Source organism: Bradyrhizobium septentrionale, assembly GCF_011516645.4.
Classification (GTDB): Bacteria; Pseudomonadota; Alphaproteobacteria; order Rhizobiales; family Xanthobacteraceae; genus Bradyrhizobium; species Bradyrhizobium septentrionale.
Window position 1 is genome coordinate 8,390,064 of record NZ_CP088285.1, and the last position, 20,545, is coordinate 8,410,608.

A 20,545-nucleotide genomic window follows, 5' to 3' on the forward strand; every position below is an offset into this window, starting at 1 on the left:
GGGATGAAATGACTGAAGCTGCCGCACCTGCCGCCGTTGTCCACCAGGGCGAAAAAGAAGCCGATCATCATGCGTATTTTCGGCCGAAGGATGCGGCGACGCTGATCCTGATCGATCGCTCCGGTGCCAAGCCGAAGGTGCTGGTCGGCAAGCGCCATGACAAGGTGGTATTCATGCCGGGCAAATTCGTCTTCCCCGGCGGCCGCGTCGACAAGGCCGACAACCGCGTGCCGGTCGCAGCGCCGATCACGCCGGAGCTGGAAGCCAATCTGCTCAAGGGCAGCCCGAAGATCACGCCCGGCCGCGCGCGTGCGCTCGCCAATGCCGCGATCCGCGAAGCCTGCGAAGAGACCGGGCTCTGCCTCGGCCGCAAGGTCGAGAAGACGCCGAAGCTTGATGGACCCTGGGCGCCGTTCGCCGGCGCCGGCCTGCTGCCCGATCCGTCCGGCCTGTTCCTGATCGCGCGCGCGATCACGCCGCCCGGCCGCGTCCGCCGCTTCGACACCCGCTTCTTCACCGCCGATGCCTCAGCGATCGCGCATCGCGTCGAAGGCGTGGTGCACGCCGACGCCGAGCTGGTCGAGCTGGTCTGGGTTGAGATCGGCTCCGAGCCGCTCGCCGATGCGCATGCCATGACCAAGAACGTGCTCGCCGAGCTCGACCGCCGTCTCGCCACCGGCCCGCTCCGCCACGACGCGCCGGTGCCGTTCTTCCATTTCTACGGCGGCAAGATGCACAAGGACGTGCTTGGGGCATGATCACCGCAATGCCGGACTCAGCGTCAGGTCAGTGCACGGCTGATATCACCGAGGGCAGCATGTGCGCAGCGACCACCCTGTGTCCCTCCGGCGTGAAGTGAATGTGGTCCGGCTGCAAATAATTGCGCAGCACCGCATTCCACCACATCGGGATCACGCGGATGCCCCGGCTGCGCAGCCGGGCCTCGATCGCCGCAAGCTCAGCATTTTGATCGCCTTGATGCAATCGCCTGGCGTTCCAGCCGCCACCGACCCGGTCGAGCAGCACGATCTTGGTCCCTGCGGGGACCGCGGAATCGAGCCGGGCCAGCATGCCCGCATTGGTATCGCCGTTGATGCCGGCGTTGGTGACTTGAACGCGACGGCCCTTCGCCGCCAGCATGCCTTCCAGTTGCGCCGGCCAGGCATCCGAACTGCTGACGCCCCGGCCCGCGACATTGCTCGCGCCGATCGCAACGATCTGCGCCCGCGCCGGTCTGCCGAGACAGAGCGCGATCGCGACCAGGAAGCCCGCGATCAGCCATGGTCTTGCCGGATAGATCATGTCCCCTCCACGATGACAAAGGCGTCGGGTTGAAAATATCCTCCGCTCGTCGCCCAGATTGCAAGAATCTTCTTAAGTACCCTCATGGCGTTGTCCGCGGCGCTCCCTATCTGTTCCGCTAACGACATCAAGAACGGAACGGGGCAATGGCGAAGCGTCAACTCAAGCTCGGCGCGTTCATGCGGCCGATCAGCATTCACACCGGCGCCTGGCGCTATCCCGGGGCCTGGCCCGACGCCAATTTCAACTTCGACCACATCAAGACGCTGATCCGGAAGCTCGAAGCCGGCAAGTTCGACGCATTTTTCATGGCCGACCATCTGGCCGTGCTGAACATGCCGATCAACGCGCTGAAGCGCAGCCACACCGTGACCTCGTTCGAGCCGTTCACCCTGCTCTCAGCGCTGTCGGCCGTCACCGAGCATATCGGCCTGATCGCGACCGGCTCGACCACCTTCGACGAGCCTTATCACGTCGCGCGGCGCTTCGCCTCGCTCGACCACATCTCCGGCGGCCGCGCCGGCTGGAATATCGTCACCACGTCCAATCCGGACGCGGCGCTGAATTTCGGCCTCGACGATCACATGGAGCATGCCGAGCGCTACAAGCGCGCCCGTGAGTTCTACGACGTCGTCACCGGCCTCTGGGATTCCTTCGCCGATGACGCATTCGTGCGCGATGTCGAGTCCGGGCTGTTCGTCGATCCCGACAAGATGCATGTGCTCAACCACAAGGGCCAATATCTCTCGGTCCGCGGTCCGCTGAATATCGCCCGCCCGGTGCAGGGTTGGCCTGTCATTGTGCAGGCCGGCGCATCCGACGACGGCAGGCAGCTTGCGGCCGAGACTGCGGAAGCCGTCTTCACCGGCGGTGGCAGCCTTGCGGACGGACAAAAGCTCTATGCCGACATCAAGGGCCGCATGGAGAAGATCGGCCGCGATCCCGAGCATCTGAAGATCCTGCCCGGCGCCTTCGTGGTGGTCGGCGACAGCGTCGAGGAAGCCAAGGAGAAGCGCGCGTTGCTCGACAGCCGCGTGCATTACGAGAGCGCGATCGCCTCGCTCTCGGTGATCCTCGGCACCGACGCGTCCCGCTTCGATCCCGACGGGCCGTTACCGGAGATTCCCGAGACCAATGCCAGCAAGAGCGGCCGGCAACGCCTCGTCGATGTCGCTGCGCGCGACAAGCTGACCGTGCGCCAACTCGCGCAGCGCGTCGGCGGCTATGGCGGGCTCGCCTTCGTCGGCACGCCGCAGACCATCGCCGATCAGATGGAGGAATGGCTGACCGGCCGCGGCAGCGACGGCTTCAACATCATGTTCCCCTATCTGCCGCAGGGCCTGTTCGAGTTCGTCGACAAGGTCGTTCCCGAATTGCAGAAGCGCGGGATCTTCCGCAAGGAATACGAGGGCAAGACCCTGCGCGAGAATCTGGGCCTTCCGCGGCCGAAGAACCAGTTCTTCGAGGGTTGATCGAGGGCCCGCCGATTGATGCTAGTCCGCGTCGGGCTCGGTGCCGACATAGTCCTTCGGCCGCAGCATCAGCTCGGCACCGAGCGTGCGTGCAAACGCGTTCGCCTCGTCGCGGCGGCTGAAGGAGGACACCATGACCGGCCTCGTGCCGCGGCCGCCGCACAGGCTCACGTGATACGCGGTGAAGCTGCAATCGGGATCGGAGTGATCGGTGATGCTGATGAACTTGAATTCGCTGAGTTGCCGCAGGCTGCGAAACTTCAGCGGACCGAACTGATTGGTGACGACCAGCTGCCGCGAGATCGGGTCGACCTCGATGAAGTAGCGCAGCGTCGCCAGGATCAGTCCGGGCACGCCGATCACCAGCGCAAAGCCGGTCAGAAACAGCAGCCCGACCCAGTCCTCGCTCCAGTAGCCCGATCCGGTCAGATCGGCCTTGAGGATCAGGCCGATGTAGTAAGCGAAGTAGAGGCCGCCTGCGAGGAACGGCAGCGAGGCCAGGCGGAAGTACCACTGCTTCAGCCATTCGACGCGCACGCCCTGGCCGTCATGGGTGATTGCAACCGGCATCCTGTCCTCTGCCATCAACTGGAAACGGGAACAGGCGGTAGTCGGGAGTCCGGTGCGCCAGGTTCGACGAAAAATCGCCCCTTTGGCGGCGAAAAGCCTCGAAATCAGGCCCGTTTCGGCCGGGAAATCCTTGACTTCCCTCGGTTTATGGCTAGTTTCCCGGCCAAACGCGGGCCGATTTGGCCGGCTCCCGATATCCCTGCATTTTCGAGGTTTTGCACATGGCCAAGGCGGTCACCATCAAGGTCAAGCTCGTGTCGACGGCCGATACCGGCTTCTACTACGTCGCCAAGAAGAATTCGCGCACCATGACCGACAAGCTGGTCAAGAAGAAGTACGACCCGGTCGCGCGCAAGCACGTCGAGTTCAAGGAAGCCAAGATCAAGTAAGATCGCCTGCTTCTGACGTTTCAAACGGGGCCCCTTGGGCCCCGTTTTTGCTTTGTAGCCACGCGTCATCCCTGATGCGTCCCGGGACCGCCCCGGGCGAAGGACGTTCCTCAGGATGTGGCGCTACTACCGGCGCTAGCGCTTGAACGCCTCATCACGCAGATGCGCATCCGCGATTTGCGCATCCGGATTATGCGTGATGGTCATGAACCAAACCAGGCTGAAGAACAACGACCACGCTGTGTTCCAATAGAACCAGTTCATGGGATCACCTCGAACAGCTTTCACCCGTACCGGCCGGCGAACATCGCCGGCCTTGCGGAACGCCGCCCAATCTACTGCACGACCTCGCCGTGCAGCGCGAGATCCAGCCCTTCCCGTTCGACATCCCGCGTCACGCGAAGCCCGACGAAGAGATTGATCACGAACAGGATGACCAGACTCACGATAGCATCATACACGAATACGGTCGCGACGCCGATGCACTGATTGATGAACTGCCCGGCATTCCCCTCCAGAACGCCTGCCGTACCGCCAATGCGATCGGCGTGTAGACGAAGATCGCCCACGACCCGATGAACCAGAGCATCGCAGAGAACTTCATCCGCTCGTCGAACGCACCGGCAATCAGCGCCAGCGTGACGCCGGCGACTGCCCGCGCACGTGGCACCTTGCCGTGATCGGAAGCTAGGCGACCTTGAGCAGCGGCGGTTGCGACGGCCGGATCAGCGCGAAGGCGACCTGGATGATGCCGCCGGCAAGGCCGAGCGCGACGCCGATCCGCCAGGCCATGGTGTAGGAGCCGAGCGAGTCGTAGATCACCCCGCCGCCATAGGCACCGAGGAAGCTGCCGACCTGGTGGCTCATGAAGGCGAGGCCCTGGATCATCGCCTGCCAGCGCAGTCCGAACATCTCGGCCACCGCACCCGCGACCAGCGGACCGACACCCATCCAGAGGAAGCCCATGGTGGCGCCGAACAGCAGCGTCGAGCCAGGCGTCGCCGGCAGCATGAAATACCAGGCGAGCGCCAGCGAACGCAGGATGTAGATCGCGCCGAGCAGCGCCAGCTTGTTCCAGCGCTGGCCGGCCCAGCCGAAGAACAGCGAGCCCAGCACGTTGAAGCCGCCGATCATGCCGAGCGTCTGTGCGCTCAGCATTGGATCGAGCCCGCAGATCGCCAGATACGACGGCAGATGCGTGGTGAGGAAGACGAGCTGCATGCCGCAGACCATGTAGGCGCAGGTCATCACCACGAAGGATGCGTTGCCGAACGCGGTCTTCGCCGCGGTCGCCGCAGTGGCGTTGCCGATATCGTCGGCCGCGGGCTTCGGCAGCGGAATGTTGTCGACGCGCCCTGCGAACCAGGCGGCCGGAATCATTGCGATCGACAGGATCACAAAGCCGGCGAGCCCGACGCGCCACCCGAATCCTTCATTGAGCATCTGGCCGAGCGGCGCCGAGAGTAGTGCGCCGATCGAGCCCGCACCGGAGACGATGCCGAGTACGGTCGAGCGCACCGTCTCCGGCACCGCCCGCGCGGCAACCGACATCGCAATCGCCGCCGCGGTACAGGCCAGCGAGGTGCCGATCAACACGCCGCCGCCGATCATGACACTGACCAGCCCGTTCGCGGTCGTCATCAGCACCAGGCCCGCGATATAGAGCAGCGCGCCGACCACCATGATGGGTCGAAAGCCGTACCGCACCGTCATTGCACCGGCGAGCGGCTGCAAAAAGCCCCAGGCGAGGTTCTGCACGGCCAGCGCCAGCGTAAAATCGGATATCGAAATGTGGATGTCGTGCGTCAGCGGCTGCATGAAGATGCCGAGGCTCTGCCGCAGCCCCATGCTCAGCGTGAGCATGATGGAAGCGCCGATCAGAATGGGAAGCGTGGGACGCAGGACCTGCAACAGGGGCATTGTTCTTGTTCTCCCAAATGGGCACGGCACGAGTGCCGCAGGCTGCGATTCACGCTTGTTTTGGTTACACAGACCTGTGTACTTAGGCTATACAGGGGGCGAGCTGTCAAGCAAAGAGGATCACGGCTGGCGCATGGCTTCCCCGCCTCCCAAACAGACCATGAAAGAGCGGATCCTGGAGACCGCCGACAAGCTGTTCTACCTGCAAGGCATTCGCGCCATCGGCGTCGACACCATCGCGGCCGAGATCGGCATCAGCAAACGCACGCTCTACAATCACTTCCCGTCGAAGGACGCGCTGATCGAGGCTTACCTACAGCGCCGCTTCGTGCAGCCCCGCCCCTCCGACAAGCCGCCGGCCGAGCAGATTCTCGCGACCTTCGATTCGCTGGAGCGGCGCTTTTCAGCGCGGGATTTTCGCGGCTGCCCGTTCGTCAACGCGGTGGCCGAACTCGGCCCGGAGGACGAGGACCGGACTATCAAGAACATCGCTGTTGCCTTCAAGGAAAGCCGCCGGGTCTGGTTTCGCGACCTGCTGCGGCAGCTCGGCGTCACCGATGCCGAGCGACTGGCGACCCAGCTCACGCTGCTGGTCGATGGCTCGATCGCGCAGGACCTGGTGCGCGACGATCCCGGCATGGCGCGCGCCGCGAAGGAAGCTGCGCGTGTCTTGCTGGCGAATGCGGGGGTCAAGGTCGCCAAGGCCGATCACGCGGACAAGAAGCGCGGCGGCTGAATACGGTTGCGTCCCGAAGCGCGGTTTGGTTGATAGGGTCGACAACGCGCGACGGCGTCCGAAGGAATATTTCGTCAGGCGAGATTGACAGCGACCGCACAAGCAGCCCGCGGCGCAATAGGGAGCGACCATGGAAGATCTGAAGGTGACGGCCACCGGCTACGATTTCGCGCCGGCGCGCGCGGCCATGCAGCGTTATATCGACAACGATCTCCTGTCCGGCATCTCGTCGGCGGTCATGGTCGGCCGCGAGCTGGTCGAGGTCAGCTGCGTCGGATGGGCCGACAAGGAAGCGCAGATCCCGCTGCGCACCGACCACATCTTCCGGGTCTTCTCCAACACCAAGCTGATAACCTCCTGCGCGGCACTGCTGTTGGTCGAGGATGGCCGCTTCCAGCTCGACGATCCAATCGAGAAATTCATCCCGCAGCTGCGCAACCGCAAGGTCCTGCTGAAAGGCGCGACGTCGATCGATCAAACCGAGCCCGCGAAGAGCTCGATCACCATCCGTCAGCTGCTGAGCCACACCGCCGGTTTGAGCTACGGTTTCTTCGATCCCGGGACCGTCATTTTCAAAGCGCTCAACGAGCGCGGCGTGCACAATCCCAATACCACTTTGGCTGAGATGGTCGACGTTCTGGCCGATCTGCCGCTGATCTATCAGCCGGGCACGTCGTGGGAATACTCGCTCGCGATCGACGTGATCGCACGCCTGGTGGAAGTCGTGAGCGGCCAGACCTTCGACAAGTTCATCAAGGCACGCATCCTCGATCCGCTCGGCATGGTCGATACCGGCTTCGTCGTTCCGCAAGAGGATCAGGGTCGCCTTGTTGCATACTACGCAGGCGCCGATCTGATGGAGCCGATGAAGCCGGGTCTCACCCGCACCGACAATGCGCCCTTCCCCGGCGCCTATCTGCGCCCGGTCGCACGGCTCAATGGCGGCGGCGGTCTGGTTTCGACATTGCCCGATGTGGTCGCGCTGATCCGCAGCCTGCTGCCCGGCGGACCGACGCTGCTGAAGCCGGACACGATCGCAATGATGATGTCCAACCAGTTGCCCGAGGAACAGTGGATCCGCTTCGCGATGATGGGCGAGCAACCCGGCAAGGTGCACGGACTTGCCGGCGGCCTGATCCAGAAGCCCTCGCCGATCGATCATCCCGACGCAGCCGGCGAGTTCTATTGGGGCGGCGTCGCCGGCACGCAGTGGTGGATCTCGCCGAAGACCGGGACGGCCGGCGTCATGATGGCGCAGCGCCAGATGGCGTTCGTCCATCCGTTCTCGTTCGAGTTCAAGCGGATGGCCTATGACGCGGTGAAGCGCGGGCGTTAGGTTCATCTATCCTGTCGTCACCCGCGCATGCGGGTGACCCAGTATTCCAGAGGCAGCGCCGTTTGAAACGAGAGGCCGCGGCGTACTGGATACCCCGCATTCGCGGGGTATGACGACGGATATGATGGTGTGAAACGCGGACGTTACGCCGCTGCCGAGACCACGCGGTTGCGGCCGTCGTGCTTGGCGCGATAGAGCGCGGTGTCGGCGCGTTTGAGCACGTCGGTGACCTGCTCGCCCTTGCGCTCCAGCGTGGTGAGCCCGATCGAGATCGTGACGGTGATCCGCTTGCCGCCCTTGTCGACGGAAAAGGGCTCGCCCGCGATCGAGCGGCGCAGCCGCTCGGCGACCATGCCGGCGACATGCAGGTCGGTCTCCGGCATCACGATCACGAACTCCTCGCCGCCATAGCGGCAGGCGAGATCGATGCCGCGGATCGACTTGCGGATGCGGACGGCGAATTCGCGCAGCACGTCGTCGCCGGCGTCGTGGCCGTAGGTGTCGTTGATCGCCTTGAAGTAGTCGATGTCGAGGATCATCAGCGCCAGCGGCTTGCCGCGGACCGATGCCTGCTCCGCAAGCGTCGCGAGGTGGCTCTCCATGTAGCGGCGGTTATTGAGGCCGGTCAGCGCATCGGTGATCGCCATCTCGATCGAGTTCTGCACATTGTCGCGCAGATGATCGGTGTAGCGGCGGCGGCGGATCTGGGTGCGCGCGCGCGCCAGCAGTTCGTTCTTGTCGACCGGACGCAGCAGGTAGTCGTTGACGCCGATCTCGAGGCCGCGCATGAGCCGCGCGTTGTTGTCGGCATCCGAAATGGCGAGGATCGGCACCTGGCGGGTACGCTCCAACGAGCGGGCCTGGCTGCACAGCCGCAGGCCGTCGTAATTGTCGAGGCTGAGCGACACGATCAGCAGGTCGTAATTGCCCTCGGCAGCGTGGAACAACGCTTCCGCCGGATTGGTCTCGACATCGACGGTGTGCTCAGCGGAGAGGATCGGCGCCAGCTTCTCGTAGGACGACGGTCGGTCGTCGACCAGCAGGATGCGGCCGCCCGTGCCCCGGTCAGCGATCGCGCTGCGCTCGGGCGCCTGCATGCCGATCTCAAGCGAGGTGATGGCGCGCATGCGCAGCTCATCGGTCATCATCTTCAGACGCGTCAGCGAGCGCACGCGCGCGATCAGCACGACGTCGGACACCGGCTTGGTCAGGAAATCATCGGCGCCGGCTTCGAGGCCGCGCACGCGGTCGGCAGGACTGTCGAGCGCGGTGACGATGACGACGGGAATGAAATGGGTCGCAGGGTTCGACTTCAAGCGGCGGCAGACCTCGAAGCCGTCCATATCAGGCATCATGACGTCAAGCAGGATGATGTCGCATTCGGCGCGGGTGCAGATTTCCAGCGCCTCCGTCCCGTTGGAAGCGGTCAGCACATCGAAGTATTCGGCTGACAGGCGGGCTTCCAACAGCTTGACGTTCGCCGGAACGTCATCGACGACGAGGATACGCGCGGACATGGCACCACAACTCCCCTATCCGATAAAGCGTCGGACAGTCTCAATAAATTTGCCGACCGAGATCGGCTTGGACAAATAGGCTTCGCAGCCGCCCTCGCGGATGCGTTCTTCGTCGCCCTTCATTGCGAAGGCGGTGACCGCGACCACCGGAATCGTGCGCAGATCGGGATCGTCCTTGATCCAGCGCGTGACCTCGAGGCCGGAAACCTGCGGAAGCTGAATATCCATCAGGATCAGATCGGGGCGCAGCTTGCGGACGAGATCGAGTGCTTCGAAGCCATTGCTGGTGCCCGAAGTCTGATAGCCGTGCGCTTCCAACAGATCGCGAAAGAGCTTCATGTTGAGCTCGTTGTCCTCCACGATCAGGACGGTTTTGGCCATCCCGTCCCTCCCAAACCCAGGAGACAGGCCCCGCTGCGGCACCTCACGCACCGCGCTTGGGGCGCGTCGAAAAAGTGAATTCAAACTAGCGCCAGAATCGGTCTAACCCGTTAATCCCGTAGTCCAAACGTCCGCGGTGCGGTTTCCGTTGCTTGAACACCTGCGGAAGACTCGGGCATGATGGGCCTCTCAATAGAGACCATAAGTTAACGGAAAGGCAAACCGGCGCGTTGAAAAAGCCTGTTCACAACCCCCGGGAAGTTGCTGAAATCGTTGCGATTCAGGCGCTCGGTTTTATTGCCGGCGATCCCGAGCGGCTGGGCCTGTTCCTGGCCGAGACTGGAATCGGTCCAGAGACGCTGCGGAATGCCGCATCCGACCCTCAATTTCTCGCGAGCGTGCTCGATTTCGTGATGCGCGACGACGCCACCGTGACGGCGTTCGCGAAGGCCTCCGAGTTGCACCCGACCAACATCGCTGCCGCCCGTCAGGTGCTGGGCGACCCGCAATGGGAGCGCGACGTGCCGTGACGACGGCCGCGGCAGCTCACGACGGCCCCCTCAGTTTCTGCCGAGACTGCCTCGGCGATCTCGATATCAAGGTGAAGCGCTGCAGCCATTGCGGTTCGCCGCGGCTGGTGCGACATCGCACCCTGCCCGCGCTGACGCTTGCGCATATCGACTGCGACGCGTTCTATGCCACGGTCGAGAAGCGCGACAATCCCGACATCGCCGATCGCCCCGTCATCATCGGCGGCGGCAAGCGCGGCGTCGTGTCGGCCGCCTGCTACGTCGCCCGCACCTACGGCGTCCGCTCGGCGATGCCGATGTTCAAGGCGCTGGAACTGTGCCCCGATGCGACCGTGATCCCACCCGACATGGCGAAATATGTCCGGGTCGGACGCGAGGTGCGCCACGCGATGCAGGCGCTGACGCCGCTGGTCGAGCCGCTGTCGATCGACGAGGCCTTCCTCGATCTTGCCGGCACGCAGCGCGTCCATGGCATGATTCCGGCCAAGGTGCTCGCCAAATTCGCCCGCGATGTCGAGCGCGACATCGGCATCACCGTCTCGGTCGGCCTTTCCTGCAACAAGTTCCTCGCCAAGATCGCCTCCGACCTCGACAAGCCGAGGGGCTTCGCCACGCTCGACCAGGACGAGGCGCGCGAGATGCTCGCAAGCAAGCCGGTCGGCTTCATCTACGGCGTCGGCCCCGCGACGCAGGAGAAGCTGGTGCAGCGCGGCTTCCGCATCATCGCCGATTTGCAGCGCGCCGACGAGAACGAGTTGATGAAGCAGTTCGCCAGCGAAGGCCGCAGGCTGTGGCGGCTGGCACGCGGCATCGACGACCGCACGGTGGTGCCCGACCGCGGCGCCAAGACCATCTCGAGCGAGACCACCTTCGAGACCGACATCCGCGACTTCGCAACGCTCGAACGGCTGCTCTGGAAACTGTCCGAAAAGGTCTCGGCGCGGCTGAAGACCTCTGAGCTTTCCGGCTGCACCATCACGCTGAAGCTGAAGACCGCCGACTTCCGTCAGCGCACCCGCTCGCAATCGATCCAGACCCCGACCCAGCTCGCCGCCAAGATCTTTGCGGTCTCGCGCGAGATGCTGGTGAAGGAGATCGACGGCACCGCCTTCCGCCTGATGGGCACCGGCGTCAGCGCGCTGCGCCCGGGCTCGCAGGCCAACGATTCCGACATGCTCGACCGCCGTTCGGCGCACGCCGAACGCGCCATCGACAATCTGCGCAAGAAGTTCGGCAATGCCGCCGTGATCAGGGGCATTGCGTATGAGGGACCGGCAAAGCCGGTGGAGGAGTAGTGTCCAGTTGTCATGGCCGGGCATAGCCGTCCGAAGGACCGCGTCGCTTCCGCTCGCCTATGCCCGGCCATCCATCCAGAAAGATTCTTTGAAGAGCGATGGATGCGCGGGTCAAGCCCGCGCATGACGATCGGTATCAATCCGCGACCGCAACAGCCTCGATCTCGATCAGCCATTCCGGCGCCGCCAGCGCGCTGACGCCGACCAGCGTAGAGGCCGGCGGCTCCATGCCCTCGAAGAACGCCGAGCGCGCCTTGCCGATGATCGGGCGCAGCTCCGGTTTGTAGCCGACCACGTAGGTCGTGATCTTGACGATGTTGCCGTAGCTGGCTCCGGCGGCCTTCAGCGCCATGCCGAGATTTTGCATCACCTGCGTCGTCTGCGCGGCGAGATCGCCGGCGCCGACCACCCGTCCCTCCTCGTCGACCGACACCTGTCCCGAAATGTAGATCGTGCGCGCACCCGAGGCGACGACGACATGGGAGTAGGCCGGATTGTGATGAAGGCCGCTGGGCCGAAGATGCTCGCGCTTGCTCATCATGTGCCTCCCTGACACCTGTGTTTTGGGAAGCGTACTCGCGTCGGACGGTTCCGGCCAGAGCGGTCTCGCGACGACTGCAGGCTTGCTCCGCTGTCGTCCCGGCGAAAGCCGGGACGGCGCCGAGTGGGTGGCGATAGCCAGCCATCACTTGCAGGGCTTGGAATCCCTGACGTCGAACTTGTCCAGCGCGCCCGAGATGACGAAATCGTTGTAATCCAGCACCAGCGCGCGGGAGACGCCGTTCTCGTAGAGCTCGAACGACATCGCGTAGACCGGGGTCTGCTCGCCGTCCTTGGCCCGTGCGTCGCTGTCGTAATAGCTCACCGTCACCGGCCAGCGCGTCATCGTTTTCATCGCATCGCTCGCCGTCGACGGATCGGGCGAGGACGGCGCGCGGTCGCCCGTGATCGGCCGGCCGATCACGGTCAGCGTGTTGTAGACCTTCTCGCCATTGTCGGAGCCGTCATAGACCGTCTGTTCGAGCACCGATTTGCCGTCGCGGGCGGCGACGATGATGTGCTGGATCTGCTCGGTCGGGAACACGACCTTGCCGTCGATATTGAACGTCTTCTTGACCGGCTGGGTCAGCTTCACGGTGATATGATCGCCCACCCGCTCGGCCATGCCGTCCACCGGCGCCGGTTCGCTGTCGTTCATCCGCGTGTCGATCTTGAAGCGGTAGCTTTTGCCCGCCGCGTCCTCCCAGGAGGAGGAGCGGAGATCAGAGAGCGTCACCTTGCCCTCGCCGCTGTCGAGCTCCGAGACCTGGCGGAATTCGGAGGTGTAGCCCTCGCAGGAGTTGCCGGAGAAATTGTAGAGGATGCGCCCGCGCGCATCGCTGACTGAATTGGAGCCGCGCGATTTCACCAGGCTCAGATCGTACAACGCCTGATGCGCGAGAAACGGCCCGCTGGCCGCAGCGGCAGCCGGCCCCTGAACCAGACCGGACCCTGCGGCAACGGCAATCGACAGCACCAGGGCACGCGACGGCTTCCGAAACGGCAGGATCATGATTTCTCCTCAGGGAGGCAGGGATTCGCCACAATAGTGACGGTGGTATTGCGCCGCAACTGGGGCAAATTTTACAAAATGGCAATGTGCGCGGCGAAAATGCCGCCATTTTCGGCCGCTTATCGTGCCATTCCACACCTGACAGCAACGCTATTGCTGCCGTACCGTCGCTTGCAACCGGCGGCACGATGCGCGAAACAAACCGGGCCCTGACCGCGTTTCAGGCTACATGCAATCCAATTGGGGGATCAAAAATGGCGGGTACCGTCGAACAGAAACTGACGTCACAGGGCATCACACTTCCCGAGCCGACCTCCCCGGTCGCGAACTATGTCCCCTTCGTCCGCAGCGGAAACCTGTTGTTCGTCTCGGGCCAGGTCTGCTTCAACGCCGAAGGCAAGCTGATCGCCAAGGGCAAGCTCGGCGCCGGCGTCACGATCGAGCAAGGCACCGAGGCGGCGCGCGGCTGCGCGATCAATTTGCTGGCCCAGATCAAGGCCGCGCTCGGCGACCTGGACAAGGTCGTGCGCGTGGTGCGGCTGGGCGGCTTCATCAACTCGGCGCCGGACTTCTTCGACGGACCGAAGGTCCTCAACGGCGCCTCCGATCTGATGGTTGCAGCGTTCGGCGACAAGGGCCGTCACGCCCGCACCACCGTCGGCGTCGCCTCCCTGCCGGCGGATGCCGCCGTCGAAGTCGAAGGCGTGTTCGAAGTCTCCTGAGCGATGCGCGCCCCTGATTGGCTGACAAAGCGGCCGGTCGCCCATCGCGGCCTGCACGATGCCGCACGCGGCATCATCGAGAACATGCCGGCCGCGGCCACCGCCGCGGTCGCGGGCAATTTTGCCATCGAGTGCGATATCCAGCTCACCGCCGACGGCGAGGCGATGGTGCATCACGACGATGCGCTCGGTCGCCTCACCGAGGGCTCGGGCCTGCTGGTGAGCATGACCGCAGCCGAGCTGAAGGCGATCAAGTTCAAGAATACCTCCGAGCAGATGATGACACTCGGCGATCTCTGCGCGCTGGTCGCCGGCCGCGTCCCGCTGGTGGTCGAGGTGAAGAGCCATTTCGACGGCGACCGCAAGCTGGTAGCTCGGATGGCCGAGGTGCTGTCGTCCTATTCCGGCCCTGTTGTCGGCATGTCGTTCGACCCCGACCAGGTGCTGGCGCTGCGCGAGATCATGCCGGGCCTGCCGCGCGGCATCACCGCCCAGCGCACCTATGACGACAGTTCCTGGACCAAGCTGACGCCGGCGCAGCGCGACAGCATGCTCTATCTGCGCCACGGCTTCAAAACCGAGCCGCATTTCGTTGCCTTCTGGGTCAACCAGCTGCCGGCGCCGGCGCCCTGGATCGCCCGCAAGGTGTTCGGCTGCCCGCTGCTGGCCTGGACTGTGCGGACCGCGGAACAGCGCGAACGCGCCGCGCGCTACGCCGACCAGATCATTTTCGAGGGGTTTACACCGGGAACCTGACATGTCCCCTTGCAGCCTTGAAGTCGTCGCTGCGATGCACGATCTTGGCAAGGGCTGGTAAGGCGTTGGTCAAGCGTTGGTCGTCATCGGCGATGGCGGAATGCGGAGCATGATCCGGAAGTGGAGCCAGCTGTTCCGGAAAGGTCATGCTCGAACGAGGCACCGGTCTTCATTCTCGATGGCGTCTTCTGAAATCACCCTAGAAGCTGTAGCTGACATCGGCGGCATTCCGGCCGCCGAATGGGACGCCTGCGCCAATCCGAAGCCGGATGCGGACAGCATCCATAACCTCGACACGCTGGCCTCGCCCGGCTCTGGAGGCGATTGCCAAGCGATCGCAAGTTCGGGCTATAACCCGTTCGTTTCTCACGCCTTTTTCGCGGCCGCCGAAGCCTCCAATTCGGCCTGCCCGCGGACCGGCTGGGGCCCCCGGCATCTGGTGGCCAAGCTCGATGGCCGGATCGTCGGTGTCGTGCCCTGCTATCTGAAATCGCACTCGCAGGGCGAATACGTGTTCGACCGCGGCTGGGCCGAGGCCTATCACCGTGCCGGCGGCAGCTATTACCCGAAGCTGCAGGTCTCCGTCCCCTTCACGCCCGCGACCGGGCCGCGGCTTCTGATCCGCGACGGCGTCGACCGCGAGGCGATCAGCTCGGCGCTGGCGCGGGGCTTAAGGGCGCTCTGCAACGCTACCGAAGCCTCCTCCGTGCACGTGACGTTTGCCCGCGAGGACGAGGCAAAATTCCTCGGCGCGCACGGCTTCCTGCAGCGGACCGACCAGCAGTTCCACTGGCACAATGAGGGTTACAAGACCTTCGACGATTTCCTCGGCTCGCTGAACTCGCGCCACCGCAAGGGGATCAAGCGCGAACGCCGCGAGGCGGTCGCCGCCGGGATCACGATCCACTGGCTGACCGGCGCTGACATCACCGAGGACGCCTGGGATGCGTTTTTCGAATTCTACATGGAGACCGGCTCGCGCAAATGGGGCCGGCCTTATCTGACGCGAAAGTTCTTCTCGCTGATCGGCGAGAGCATGAGCCGGGACGTGCTGCTTGTGATGGCCAAGCGCAACGGACGCTGGATCGCGGGCGCCATCAACTTCATCGGCTCGGATACGTTGTTCGGCCGCAACTGGGGCGCGGTCGAGCATCATCCTTTCCTGCATTTCGAGGTCTGCTATTACCAGGCGATCGACTTCGCGATTCAGCGCGGGCTCAAGGTGGTCGAGGCCGGCGCGCAGGGCGAGCACAAGCTGGCGCGCGGCTACCTGCCGCAGACCACCCATTCAGCGCACTACATCGCCGATCCCGGTCTGCGCAAAGCGATTGCCGATTACCTCAAACGCGAGCGCGACTATGTCGCCGAAGTCGGACGCGAGCTGGCCGAGGCCGGCCCGTTCCGGAAGACCGTCGACGACGACGCTTGACGTTTGGATCGCGACCGAGACATTAAACCCACAAAATCCAGGGAGCCGCCGCCATGCCCGCCGCCTATGACAACAACAATCCGTTCGCAAAAATCCTGCGCGGCGAATTCCCCTGCTACAAGGTCTATGAAAACGGGCACGTGCTTGCCTTCCTCGACATCATGCCGCGCTCGCCCGGCCACACGCTGGTGATCCCGAAGGCCGCTGCCCGCAACATCCTCGACATCAAGGCTGATGACTACGCCCATGTCGCGCGCGCCGGCCACAAGATCGCCGCCGCTGCGATGAAGGCGTTCGAGGCCGACGGCATCACGGTGCAGCAGTTCAACGAGCCCGCCGGCGGCCAGGTGGTCTTCCATCTGCACATGCACGTGATGCCGCGCAAGGACGGCGTCGCGCTGCTGCCGCCCGCGAGCCATAAGGAAGACGGCAAGGTGCTGGAGGCGAATGCGGCGAAGCTGATCGCGGCGTTGAAGTGACGCCACCGGCGTCATTCCCCGATGCGCAATTGCGCATCTGAGGGCGCGCCACTTGGCGCGAGCCCGGAATCCATTCTTCCGCAAATCTTGAACTGACGAGCGACCGCGCTTGCGGCCCGATGGATTCCGGGCTCGTCGCTGCGCGACGCCCCGGAATGACGAGTTACTCCGTCTCGAAATCCCCAGCCTGCGGCGAAGCCAGCGGGGTGAACTCGCAGCGGTCGGGCTTGACGTCGATCAGCGGTGTCTCGTCGAGGCAGTCGAGGCCGCGCACCAGGATGACGTTGCCCTCGACGCCGACCAGCTTGACGATCGAGGTGCCGATCGGATTCGGCCGCACCGGCGAGCGCAGCGAGAAGGTGCCGCGGGTGTTGCCGTTGTTCTTCGGGCTTTGCAGCACGATGTCGCGGCGCGACTGGTGCAGCCAGTACAGCACTTCGAGGTTCGAATAGAAATCGACGCCCTTGATCGCGGCGACCCAGGGCTCGAAGATCTCGAGCCGGCACACCGGGCCGTCATGCCGCCCCTGTCGCGGCGTCGCCAGCCGCGAGGTCCAGGGCGTGCGGATGCGGCCGATGAAGACGAGGCCGGCATCGCGCGCCGCCGGAATGTCGACGGCGACCTCGCCCTGGCGCAATTCCATTTCACGTACCATGTGTCAGTCCAACGATATGTTCAGCGTCTTGACCACGCCCGCCCACCGCGCCCGATCGGCACCTACGTATTTGTCGATCTCGGCCTGGCTCTTCGGCCGCAGCGGCGGAAAACCGATCTTGACCAGCGAAGCGCGAAACGCCTCGTCGTTCAAGGCCCGGTCGAGGCTGGCCTTGATCTTGTCGGCGACGTCGTCAGGCACTTTCGACGGCGCTGCGATACCATACCAGACGCTGACCGCATAATCGGGATAGCCGCTCTCGGCGATCGTCGGCAGATCGGGCAGATCGGCGATGCGCTCCGTCGAACTGACGCCAAGCGCGCGCAGCATGCCGGACCTGACCGGCGGCAGCGCGGTGCCGAGCGTATCGAACATCAGCTGGATGTTGCCTGACAAGAGGTCGGTCAGCGCCGGCCCGGCGCCCTTGTAGGGTACATGGGTCATCTCGACGCCGGCCATCTGCTTGAACATCTCGCCGGCGAGATGAACGGTGCCGCCGGTGCCGGCCGATCCGAAATTGAGTTTTCCGGGATTCTTCTTCGCGTAGGCGACGAACTCGGCAATCGTTGTGGCGGGCACCGAGGGATGCACCTCCATGATCATCGGCGCATCCGTGATGACGGACAGCAGGCGAAAATCCCTGGTCGGATCATAGGGCAGCTTTTTGTAGAGCAGCGGGTTGAGCACGAAGATCGAGGCCGCCGTCACGAACAACGTGTAGCCGTCGGGATCGGAGCGCGCGACGGCCTCGGCGCCGATCGCGCCCTGCGCGCCGGCCTTGTTCTCGACCACGACCACCTGCTTGAGATCGCGCCCCAGATACTCGCCGACGATGCGGCCGAGCACGTCGGTCGGTCCGCCCGCGGCATAGGGCACCACGAGCTTGATCGGACGCGTCGGATAGTCGGCAGCGCGTGCCGGCAGCGCCACCGTCAGTAACGCGGCCAGAGCAACGATGAATGCCGATGGTGCGCGCCGCTGCATGCCGTTTCCCCCGTTGTTGTTCTTGGGGCACGAGAGTAGCGGATAATGCGCTCGCCGCAATCAGCCGAGCCAGTATTTGCCCGAGAGCATGACGATTTCACCGGCGATCACGCCGGCGAAGATCGATTTCCGTGTGAGCATAAACACCACGAAGCCTGCTGCGACGGCGCCGTAGCGCAGCCAGTCCGGCACGCTGGCCAGCGCGCCCGGCGGCTGCACCACGATCTGCGCGATGATACCGGCGAGGATCGCGGTGGCGACCGCCCTCACCCAGACCAGGAGCTCGGAATTCTCGTCGATGCCGCCGCCGAACCACAGGCCGAGCATGCGCCAGATCTGGTTGGGGATGACGCCGGCGACGAACAGGATCGCCAGCGCGTGCCAGTCGCCGATGAAGCCCGTCATGCGCGCGCCCTCACGCTGCCTGCCCTTGCCCGGTGCACGCCATAGGCAATGGTGCCCGCGACGACGCCGCTGACCAGGATGTCGACACCGCTGTTCAGCATGGCCGCCAGCGGGAACAGCAACAGCCCGAGCACCAGTGCGACGACGTCGGCGAGCTCGCGGCAGTTGCGCGCAGTCGAGAACAGGAAGGCGAGCGGCGTCAGCATCAGCATGCCGGCGGCCAATAGCGGCGTGAGGTTGGCGGCGAGCGTGTAGCCGATCGTGTTGGCGATCAGGCAGACGGTGACGAGGCCGCAGCCGAGCCCGTGGATAAAGGCGATCCGTCTGATACGCGGCACCTGCGGCAGGAAGCGGAAGCACTCGACCCACAGCGTCACCGCCGTCAGATGCGCCACCAGGATCAGATGCCGCCGTTTGGTCTGTTCGGTGCGCATCATCGGCAACACCGACACCACCATCGGGAACAGCCTGATCGCGCTGACGGTGACCGCAACAGCCGACTGCAGCACGGTGGCACCGGAGCCGAGCGTCGTGATCACGATGATCTGCGCGGGCCCCGCCCAGACGAACGCCGTGCTCGCCAGGGTCCAGCCCAGCGAGAAGCCGGAATCATGCGCCAGCGCGCCGATGCCGAGATAGGTCGCAAACAGCACCAGGGTCAGCACGGTGGCGCCGATCGACCGCGCGCCCCACAGGAAGGCGCGGAACGAGGTCTGCCATTGCGGAGAATCGAGCGGAGGAAGCGCCACGGGGAACCGGATGGATTTGCAATCGCGGCGGCTTAGGGCGCGATGCTCAACGGGTCAAGCAAATGACGGCACAGCGCTGCTATGCAGTAGCCCTGCCCCAACCGTCATTGCGAGGAGCGAAGCGACGAAGCAATCCATCCATCCGTTTCGCTGAGGCATGGATTGCTTCGCTTCGCTCGCAATGACGCGATGAGTTTTGAGCCTTCCCTCACGCCCGGTTCTTCAGCACAAAGCACGCGCCGCCCGCCTTGCGGATGCGGCTGCACAGGCCGTCGGCCTCGGGGCGCGTGTCGGCGCCGATCCGCACCTGGTAGAAGGTGGCGCTGCCGCGGGTGCGCAGCCGCGAGGAGAGCAGGCTGGGATCCTGGTCGCCGATCACGCTCGACAGCCGCTTGAGGGCGCGGGCATACATCGCGAGCGCCTTGTCGCGGCTGAAGCCGGCGGCGAGCTGCACGCCCCACAGCTTGGCCGCCGACAGCGTGACGTGCTGCTCGAGCCCGGCCACGAACGGATTGGGCGCGCGCTTCAACAGCGCCATCAGCTGACGGCAGCTCGTGGTCGGCGCACGCTGTGGCATCTTGCCGCTGCGGCCGGCGGCAGCCCAGTCGTCGACGCTGGTACCGGTGATCGCGGAGACATAGTTGCGCGTCTCCTGCGGCATGTAACCGGAGCCGGCGAGCCAGTCCTGCACGCGGCGCGGGCCGGCATTGTAGGCGGCCGCCGCGAGGCCGAGATTGCCGAACTGGTTGCGCAGCTCGCTCAGGAATTCGGCCGACTTCGGCAGCGCCTGCACCGGATCGAGCGGATCGAGCAGTCCGCGCTCGTTGGCGGTGCCCGGCATGAACTGCGCGATGCCCTGCGCGCGCTGGCCGTTGCGGGTGACGGGCCCGACCGCGTCGGCCTGGAAACGGCTCTCCTGCCAGATCACGCGGGCGAAGAATTCGAGCGGCAAATCGTTCGCCCGCGCCGCCGACTCGATCATCAGGCACATCGCCTCGCGGGTGTCGCTCTCGCGCGCGTCGTCTGCCGGCTTGTCGGCCGCGGCCGCGGGCGCGTCCGCTGGAGGTGCCGCAGGTTTGTCGGCCTGCGTCCCCGCAGGCTGCTCCGCTGGCGCAGCCGCGGGAGTCTCGGCAGGCGTGGCCGGCTTGTCCGCAGGCGGCGGTGCGGGCTGTTCGGGGCCTGGCGGCGTCGCCTGGGCTGCGGCAGGCGCATCCTCCGCGCCGGCGCCGACCGGCAACAGCAGCGTCAGAAGCATGACCAATGCGGCGCAAAGACCCGTTCGCATCGCAAATCTGTTCCCGCGCAACGCGGCTTGACACCGCAGGCTCGTGGTCTAGCTATGGACTGAAATGATGGCGCGCAAAAG

The 20,545-nt window shown here is 64.7% G+C and carries 25 protein-coding genes; 11 read left to right on the forward strand and 14 right to left on the reverse strand.

The annotated features are described in order from the left end of the window. Positions 1–8: 8 nt before the first annotated feature. Positions 9–758 (forward strand): NUDIX hydrolase, encoded by a 750-nt coding sequence (locus tag HAP48_RS41915; protein ID WP_166205594.1) that lies wholly within the window; start codon positions 9–11, stop codon positions 756–758. A gap of 28 nt (positions 759–786) precedes the next feature. Here the strand turns inward: HAP48_RS41915 and HAP48_RS41920 are convergent, their stop codons facing one another. Then, positions 787–1,302: a GDSL-type esterase/lipase family protein gene (locus HAP48_RS41920; protein WP_224496814.1), complete on the reverse strand. Its 516-nt coding sequence runs from the start codon at positions 1,300–1,302 to the stop codon at positions 787–789. Between the two features lie 146 nt (positions 1,303–1,448). Between HAP48_RS41920 and HAP48_RS41925 the strand changes: the two genes are divergently transcribed. Further along, positions 1,449–2,774: an LLM class flavin-dependent oxidoreductase gene (locus HAP48_RS41925; RefSeq protein ID WP_166205595.1), complete on the forward strand. Its 1,326-nt coding sequence runs from the start codon at positions 1,449–1,451 to the stop codon at positions 2,772–2,774. 21 nt (positions 2,775–2,795) lie between these two features. Here the strand turns inward: HAP48_RS41925 and HAP48_RS41930 are convergent, their stop codons facing one another. After that, positions 2,796–3,344, reverse strand: a complete 549-nt coding sequence (locus tag HAP48_RS41930; RefSeq protein WP_166205596.1) for a hypothetical protein — start codon at positions 3,342–3,344, stop codon at positions 2,796–2,798. A 221-nt stretch (positions 3,345–3,565) separates the two neighbouring features. Between HAP48_RS41930 and rpmG the strand changes: the two genes are divergently transcribed. After that, the gene (gene rpmG / locus HAP48_RS41935; protein WP_018271988.1) at positions 3,566–3,733 is read left to right on the forward strand and encodes a 50S ribosomal protein L33; all 168 of its coding nucleotides are present in this window, start codon (positions 3,566–3,568) and stop codon (positions 3,731–3,733) included. Positions 3,734–3,868: 135 nt separating this feature from the next. Here the strand turns inward: rpmG and HAP48_RS50285 are convergent, their stop codons facing one another. The 3 genes from HAP48_RS50285 to HAP48_RS41945 all read right to left on the reverse strand — a co-directional run bounded on the left by HAP48_RS50285 (position 3,869) and on the right by HAP48_RS41945 (position 5,653). Further along, positions 3,869–3,997, reverse strand: coding sequence for a hypothetical protein (locus HAP48_RS50285; RefSeq protein ID WP_256375187.1), 129 nt, complete (start codon positions 3,995–3,997; stop codon positions 3,869–3,871). 71 nt (positions 3,998–4,068) lie between these two features. Further along, the gene (locus HAP48_RS41940) at positions 4,069–4,302 is read right to left on the reverse strand and encodes a hypothetical protein (RefSeq protein ID WP_224496815.1); all 234 of its coding nucleotides are present in this window, start codon (positions 4,300–4,302) and stop codon (positions 4,069–4,071) included. 118 nt (positions 4,303–4,420) lie between these two features. After that, a complete protein-coding gene (locus tag HAP48_RS41945) occupies positions 4,421–5,653 on the reverse strand; it encodes an MFS transporter (protein ID WP_166205597.1) in 1,233 nt (410 codons plus the stop codon). Between the two features lie 133 nt (positions 5,654–5,786). Between HAP48_RS41945 and HAP48_RS41950 the strand changes: the two genes are divergently transcribed. Next, positions 5,787–6,389: a TetR/AcrR family transcriptional regulator gene (locus tag HAP48_RS41950; RefSeq protein WP_166205598.1), complete on the forward strand. Its 603-nt coding sequence runs from the start codon at positions 5,787–5,789 to the stop codon at positions 6,387–6,389. 130 nt (positions 6,390–6,519) lie between these two features. Further along, positions 6,520–7,725: a serine hydrolase domain-containing protein gene (locus tag HAP48_RS41955; RefSeq protein WP_224496817.1), complete on the forward strand. Its 1,206-nt coding sequence runs from the start codon at positions 6,520–6,522 to the stop codon at positions 7,723–7,725. Positions 7,726–7,868: 143 nt separating this feature from the next. Here the strand turns inward: HAP48_RS41955 and HAP48_RS41960 are convergent, their stop codons facing one another. Then, positions 7,869–9,242 carry a PleD family two-component system response regulator gene (locus HAP48_RS41960; RefSeq protein ID WP_166205599.1) on the reverse strand — a complete coding sequence of 458 codons (1,374 nt, stop codon included), beginning with the start codon at positions 9,240–9,242 and terminating at the stop codon, positions 7,869–7,871. Between the two features lie 15 nt (positions 9,243–9,257). Continuing rightward, positions 9,258–9,623, reverse strand: a complete 366-nt coding sequence (locus HAP48_RS41965; RefSeq protein ID WP_016845968.1) for a response regulator — start codon at positions 9,621–9,623, stop codon at positions 9,258–9,260. 230 nt (positions 9,624–9,853) lie between these two features. On the opposite strand from HAP48_RS41965, the gene HAP48_RS41970 reads away from it, so the two are divergent. Next, positions 9,854–10,153: a DUF3572 domain-containing protein gene (locus HAP48_RS41970; protein ID WP_029083307.1), complete on the forward strand. Its 300-nt coding sequence runs from the start codon at positions 9,854–9,856 to the stop codon at positions 10,151–10,153. Beyond that, positions 10,132–11,448 (forward strand): DNA polymerase IV, encoded by a 1,317-nt coding sequence (locus HAP48_RS41975; RefSeq protein WP_166205600.1) that lies wholly within the window; start codon positions 10,132–10,134, stop codon positions 11,446–11,448. Before HAP48_RS41970 ends, HAP48_RS41975 begins: the two co-directional genes overlap by 22 nt. A 136-nt stretch (positions 11,449–11,584) precedes the next feature. On the opposite strand, the gene HAP48_RS41980 is transcribed toward HAP48_RS41975, so the two are convergent. After that, positions 11,585–11,986, reverse strand: coding sequence for a RidA family protein (locus HAP48_RS41980; protein ID WP_166205601.1), 402 nt, complete (start codon positions 11,984–11,986; stop codon positions 11,585–11,587). A gap of 147 nt (positions 11,987–12,133) precedes the next feature. Further along, the gene (locus tag HAP48_RS41985; protein ID WP_175612264.1) at positions 12,134–13,000 is read right to left on the reverse strand and encodes a cell envelope integrity EipB family protein; all 867 of its coding nucleotides are present in this window, start codon (positions 12,998–13,000) and stop codon (positions 12,134–12,136) included. 254 nt (positions 13,001–13,254) lie between these two features. Between HAP48_RS41985 and HAP48_RS41990 the strand changes: the two genes are divergently transcribed. From HAP48_RS41990 to HAP48_RS42005, 4 genes are all read left to right on the forward strand, one after another. After that, the gene (locus tag HAP48_RS41990; RefSeq protein ID WP_166205602.1) at positions 13,255–13,722 is read left to right on the forward strand and encodes a RidA family protein; all 468 of its coding nucleotides are present in this window, start codon (positions 13,255–13,257) and stop codon (positions 13,720–13,722) included. 3 nt (positions 13,723–13,725) lie between these two features. Continuing rightward, the gene (locus HAP48_RS41995; RefSeq protein ID WP_166205603.1) at positions 13,726–14,478 is read left to right on the forward strand and encodes a glycerophosphodiester phosphodiesterase; all 753 of its coding nucleotides are present in this window, start codon (positions 13,726–13,728) and stop codon (positions 14,476–14,478) included. A gap of 178 nt (positions 14,479–14,656) precedes the next feature. Then, the gene (locus HAP48_RS42000; RefSeq protein WP_166205604.1) at positions 14,657–15,907 is read left to right on the forward strand and encodes a GNAT family N-acetyltransferase; all 1,251 of its coding nucleotides are present in this window, start codon (positions 14,657–14,659) and stop codon (positions 15,905–15,907) included. 53 nt (positions 15,908–15,960) lie between these two features. Then, positions 15,961–16,386 carry an HIT domain-containing protein gene (locus HAP48_RS42005; protein ID WP_166205605.1) on the forward strand — a complete coding sequence of 142 codons (426 nt, stop codon included), beginning with the start codon at positions 15,961–15,963 and terminating at the stop codon, positions 16,384–16,386. Between the two features lie 163 nt (positions 16,387–16,549). On the opposite strand, the gene tsaA is transcribed toward HAP48_RS42005, so the two are convergent. From tsaA to HAP48_RS42030, 5 genes are all read right to left on the reverse strand, one after another. Then, positions 16,550–17,041: a tRNA (N6-threonylcarbamoyladenosine(37)-N6)-methyltransferase TrmO gene (tsaA, locus tag HAP48_RS42010; protein ID WP_166205606.1), complete on the reverse strand. Its 492-nt coding sequence runs from the start codon at positions 17,039–17,041 to the stop codon at positions 16,550–16,552. 3 nt (positions 17,042–17,044) lie between these two features. Next, entirely contained in the window at positions 17,045–18,025 is a 981-nt protein-coding gene (locus HAP48_RS42015; protein ID WP_166205607.1) for a Bug family tripartite tricarboxylate transporter substrate binding protein, read from the reverse strand. A gap of 60 nt (positions 18,026–18,085) precedes the next feature. Further along, positions 18,086–18,430: an AzlD domain-containing protein gene (locus HAP48_RS42020; protein WP_166205608.1), complete on the reverse strand. Its 345-nt coding sequence runs from the start codon at positions 18,428–18,430 to the stop codon at positions 18,086–18,088. Beyond that, on the reverse strand, positions 18,427–19,179 hold the full coding sequence (locus tag HAP48_RS42025; protein WP_166205609.1) for an AzlC family ABC transporter permease: 753 nt from the start codon (positions 19,177–19,179) through the stop codon (positions 18,427–18,429). Before HAP48_RS42025 ends, HAP48_RS42020 begins: the two co-directional genes overlap by 4 nt. A gap of 208 nt (positions 19,180–19,387) precedes the next feature. After that, on the reverse strand, positions 19,388–20,434 hold the full coding sequence (locus HAP48_RS42030; RefSeq protein ID WP_166205610.1) for a lytic transglycosylase domain-containing protein: 1,047 nt from the start codon (positions 20,432–20,434) through the stop codon (positions 19,388–19,390). Positions 20,435–20,545 lie beyond the last annotated feature (111 nt).

Excerpts from the sequence above, each read along its gene's own strand:
- HAP48_RS41920 (WP_224496814.1), bottom strand. The coding sequence starts at position 1,302 with ATGATCTATCCGGCAAGACCATGGCTGATCGCGGGCTTCCTGGTCGCG.
- HAP48_RS50285 (WP_256375187.1), bottom strand. The coding sequence starts at position 3,997 with ATGAACTGGTTCTATTGGAACACAGCGTGGTCGTTGTTCTTCAGCCTG.
- HAP48_RS42030 (WP_166205610.1), bottom strand. The coding sequence starts at position 20,434 with ATGCTTCTGACGCTGCTGTTGCCGGTCGGCGCCGGCGCGGAGGATGCG.
- HAP48_RS41985 (WP_175612264.1), bottom strand. The coding sequence starts at position 13,000 with ATGATCCTGCCGTTTCGGAAGCCGTCGCGTGCCCTGGTGCTGTCGATT.
- HAP48_RS41965 (WP_016845968.1), bottom strand. The coding sequence starts at position 9,623 with ATGGCCAAAACCGTCCTGATCGTGGAGGACAACGAGCTCAACATGAAG.
- HAP48_RS41975 (WP_166205600.1), top strand. The coding sequence starts at position 10,132 with ATGGGAGCGCGACGTGCCGTGACGACGGCCGCGGCAGCTCACGACGGC.
- HAP48_RS42005 (WP_166205605.1), top strand. The coding sequence starts at position 15,961 with ATGCCCGCCGCCTATGACAACAACAATCCGTTCGCAAAAATCCTGCGC.
- tsaA (WP_166205606.1), bottom strand. The coding sequence starts at position 17,041 with ATGGTACGTGAAATGGAATTGCGCCAGGGCGAGGTCGCCGTCGACATT.
- HAP48_RS41955 (WP_224496817.1), top strand. The coding sequence starts at position 6,520 with ATGGAAGATCTGAAGGTGACGGCCACCGGCTACGATTTCGCGCCGGCG.
- HAP48_RS41925 (WP_166205595.1), top strand. The coding sequence starts at position 1,449 with ATGGCGAAGCGTCAACTCAAGCTCGGCGCGTTCATGCGGCCGATCAGC.
- HAP48_RS41980 (WP_166205601.1), bottom strand. The coding sequence starts at position 11,986 with ATGAGCAAGCGCGAGCATCTTCGGCCCAGCGGCCTTCATCACAATCCG.
- HAP48_RS42020 (WP_166205608.1), bottom strand. The coding sequence starts at position 18,430 with ATGACGGGCTTCATCGGCGACTGGCACGCGCTGGCGATCCTGTTCGTC.
- HAP48_RS41945 (WP_166205597.1), bottom strand. The coding sequence starts at position 5,653 with ATGCCCCTGTTGCAGGTCCTGCGTCCCACGCTTCCCATTCTGATCGGC.
- HAP48_RS42015 (WP_166205607.1), bottom strand. The coding sequence starts at position 18,025 with ATGCAGCGGCGCGCACCATCGGCATTCATCGTTGCTCTGGCCGCGTTA.
- HAP48_RS41990 (WP_166205602.1), top strand. The coding sequence starts at position 13,255 with ATGGCGGGTACCGTCGAACAGAAACTGACGTCACAGGGCATCACACTT.
- rpmG (WP_018271988.1), top strand. The coding sequence starts at position 3,566 with ATGGCCAAGGCGGTCACCATCAAGGTCAAGCTCGTGTCGACGGCCGAT.
- HAP48_RS41930 (WP_166205596.1), bottom strand. The coding sequence starts at position 3,344 with ATGCCGGTTGCAATCACCCATGACGGCCAGGGCGTGCGCGTCGAATGG.
- HAP48_RS41960 (WP_166205599.1), bottom strand. The coding sequence starts at position 9,242 with ATGTCCGCGCGTATCCTCGTCGTCGATGACGTTCCGGCGAACGTCAAG.
- HAP48_RS41950 (WP_166205598.1), top strand. The coding sequence starts at position 5,787 with ATGGCTTCCCCGCCTCCCAAACAGACCATGAAAGAGCGGATCCTGGAG.
- HAP48_RS41995 (WP_166205603.1), top strand. The coding sequence starts at position 13,726 with ATGCGCGCCCCTGATTGGCTGACAAAGCGGCCGGTCGCCCATCGCGGC.
- HAP48_RS42000 (WP_166205604.1), top strand. The coding sequence starts at position 14,657 with ATGGCGTCTTCTGAAATCACCCTAGAAGCTGTAGCTGACATCGGCGGC.
- HAP48_RS41915 (WP_166205594.1), top strand. The coding sequence starts at position 9 with ATGACTGAAGCTGCCGCACCTGCCGCCGTTGTCCACCAGGGCGAAAAA.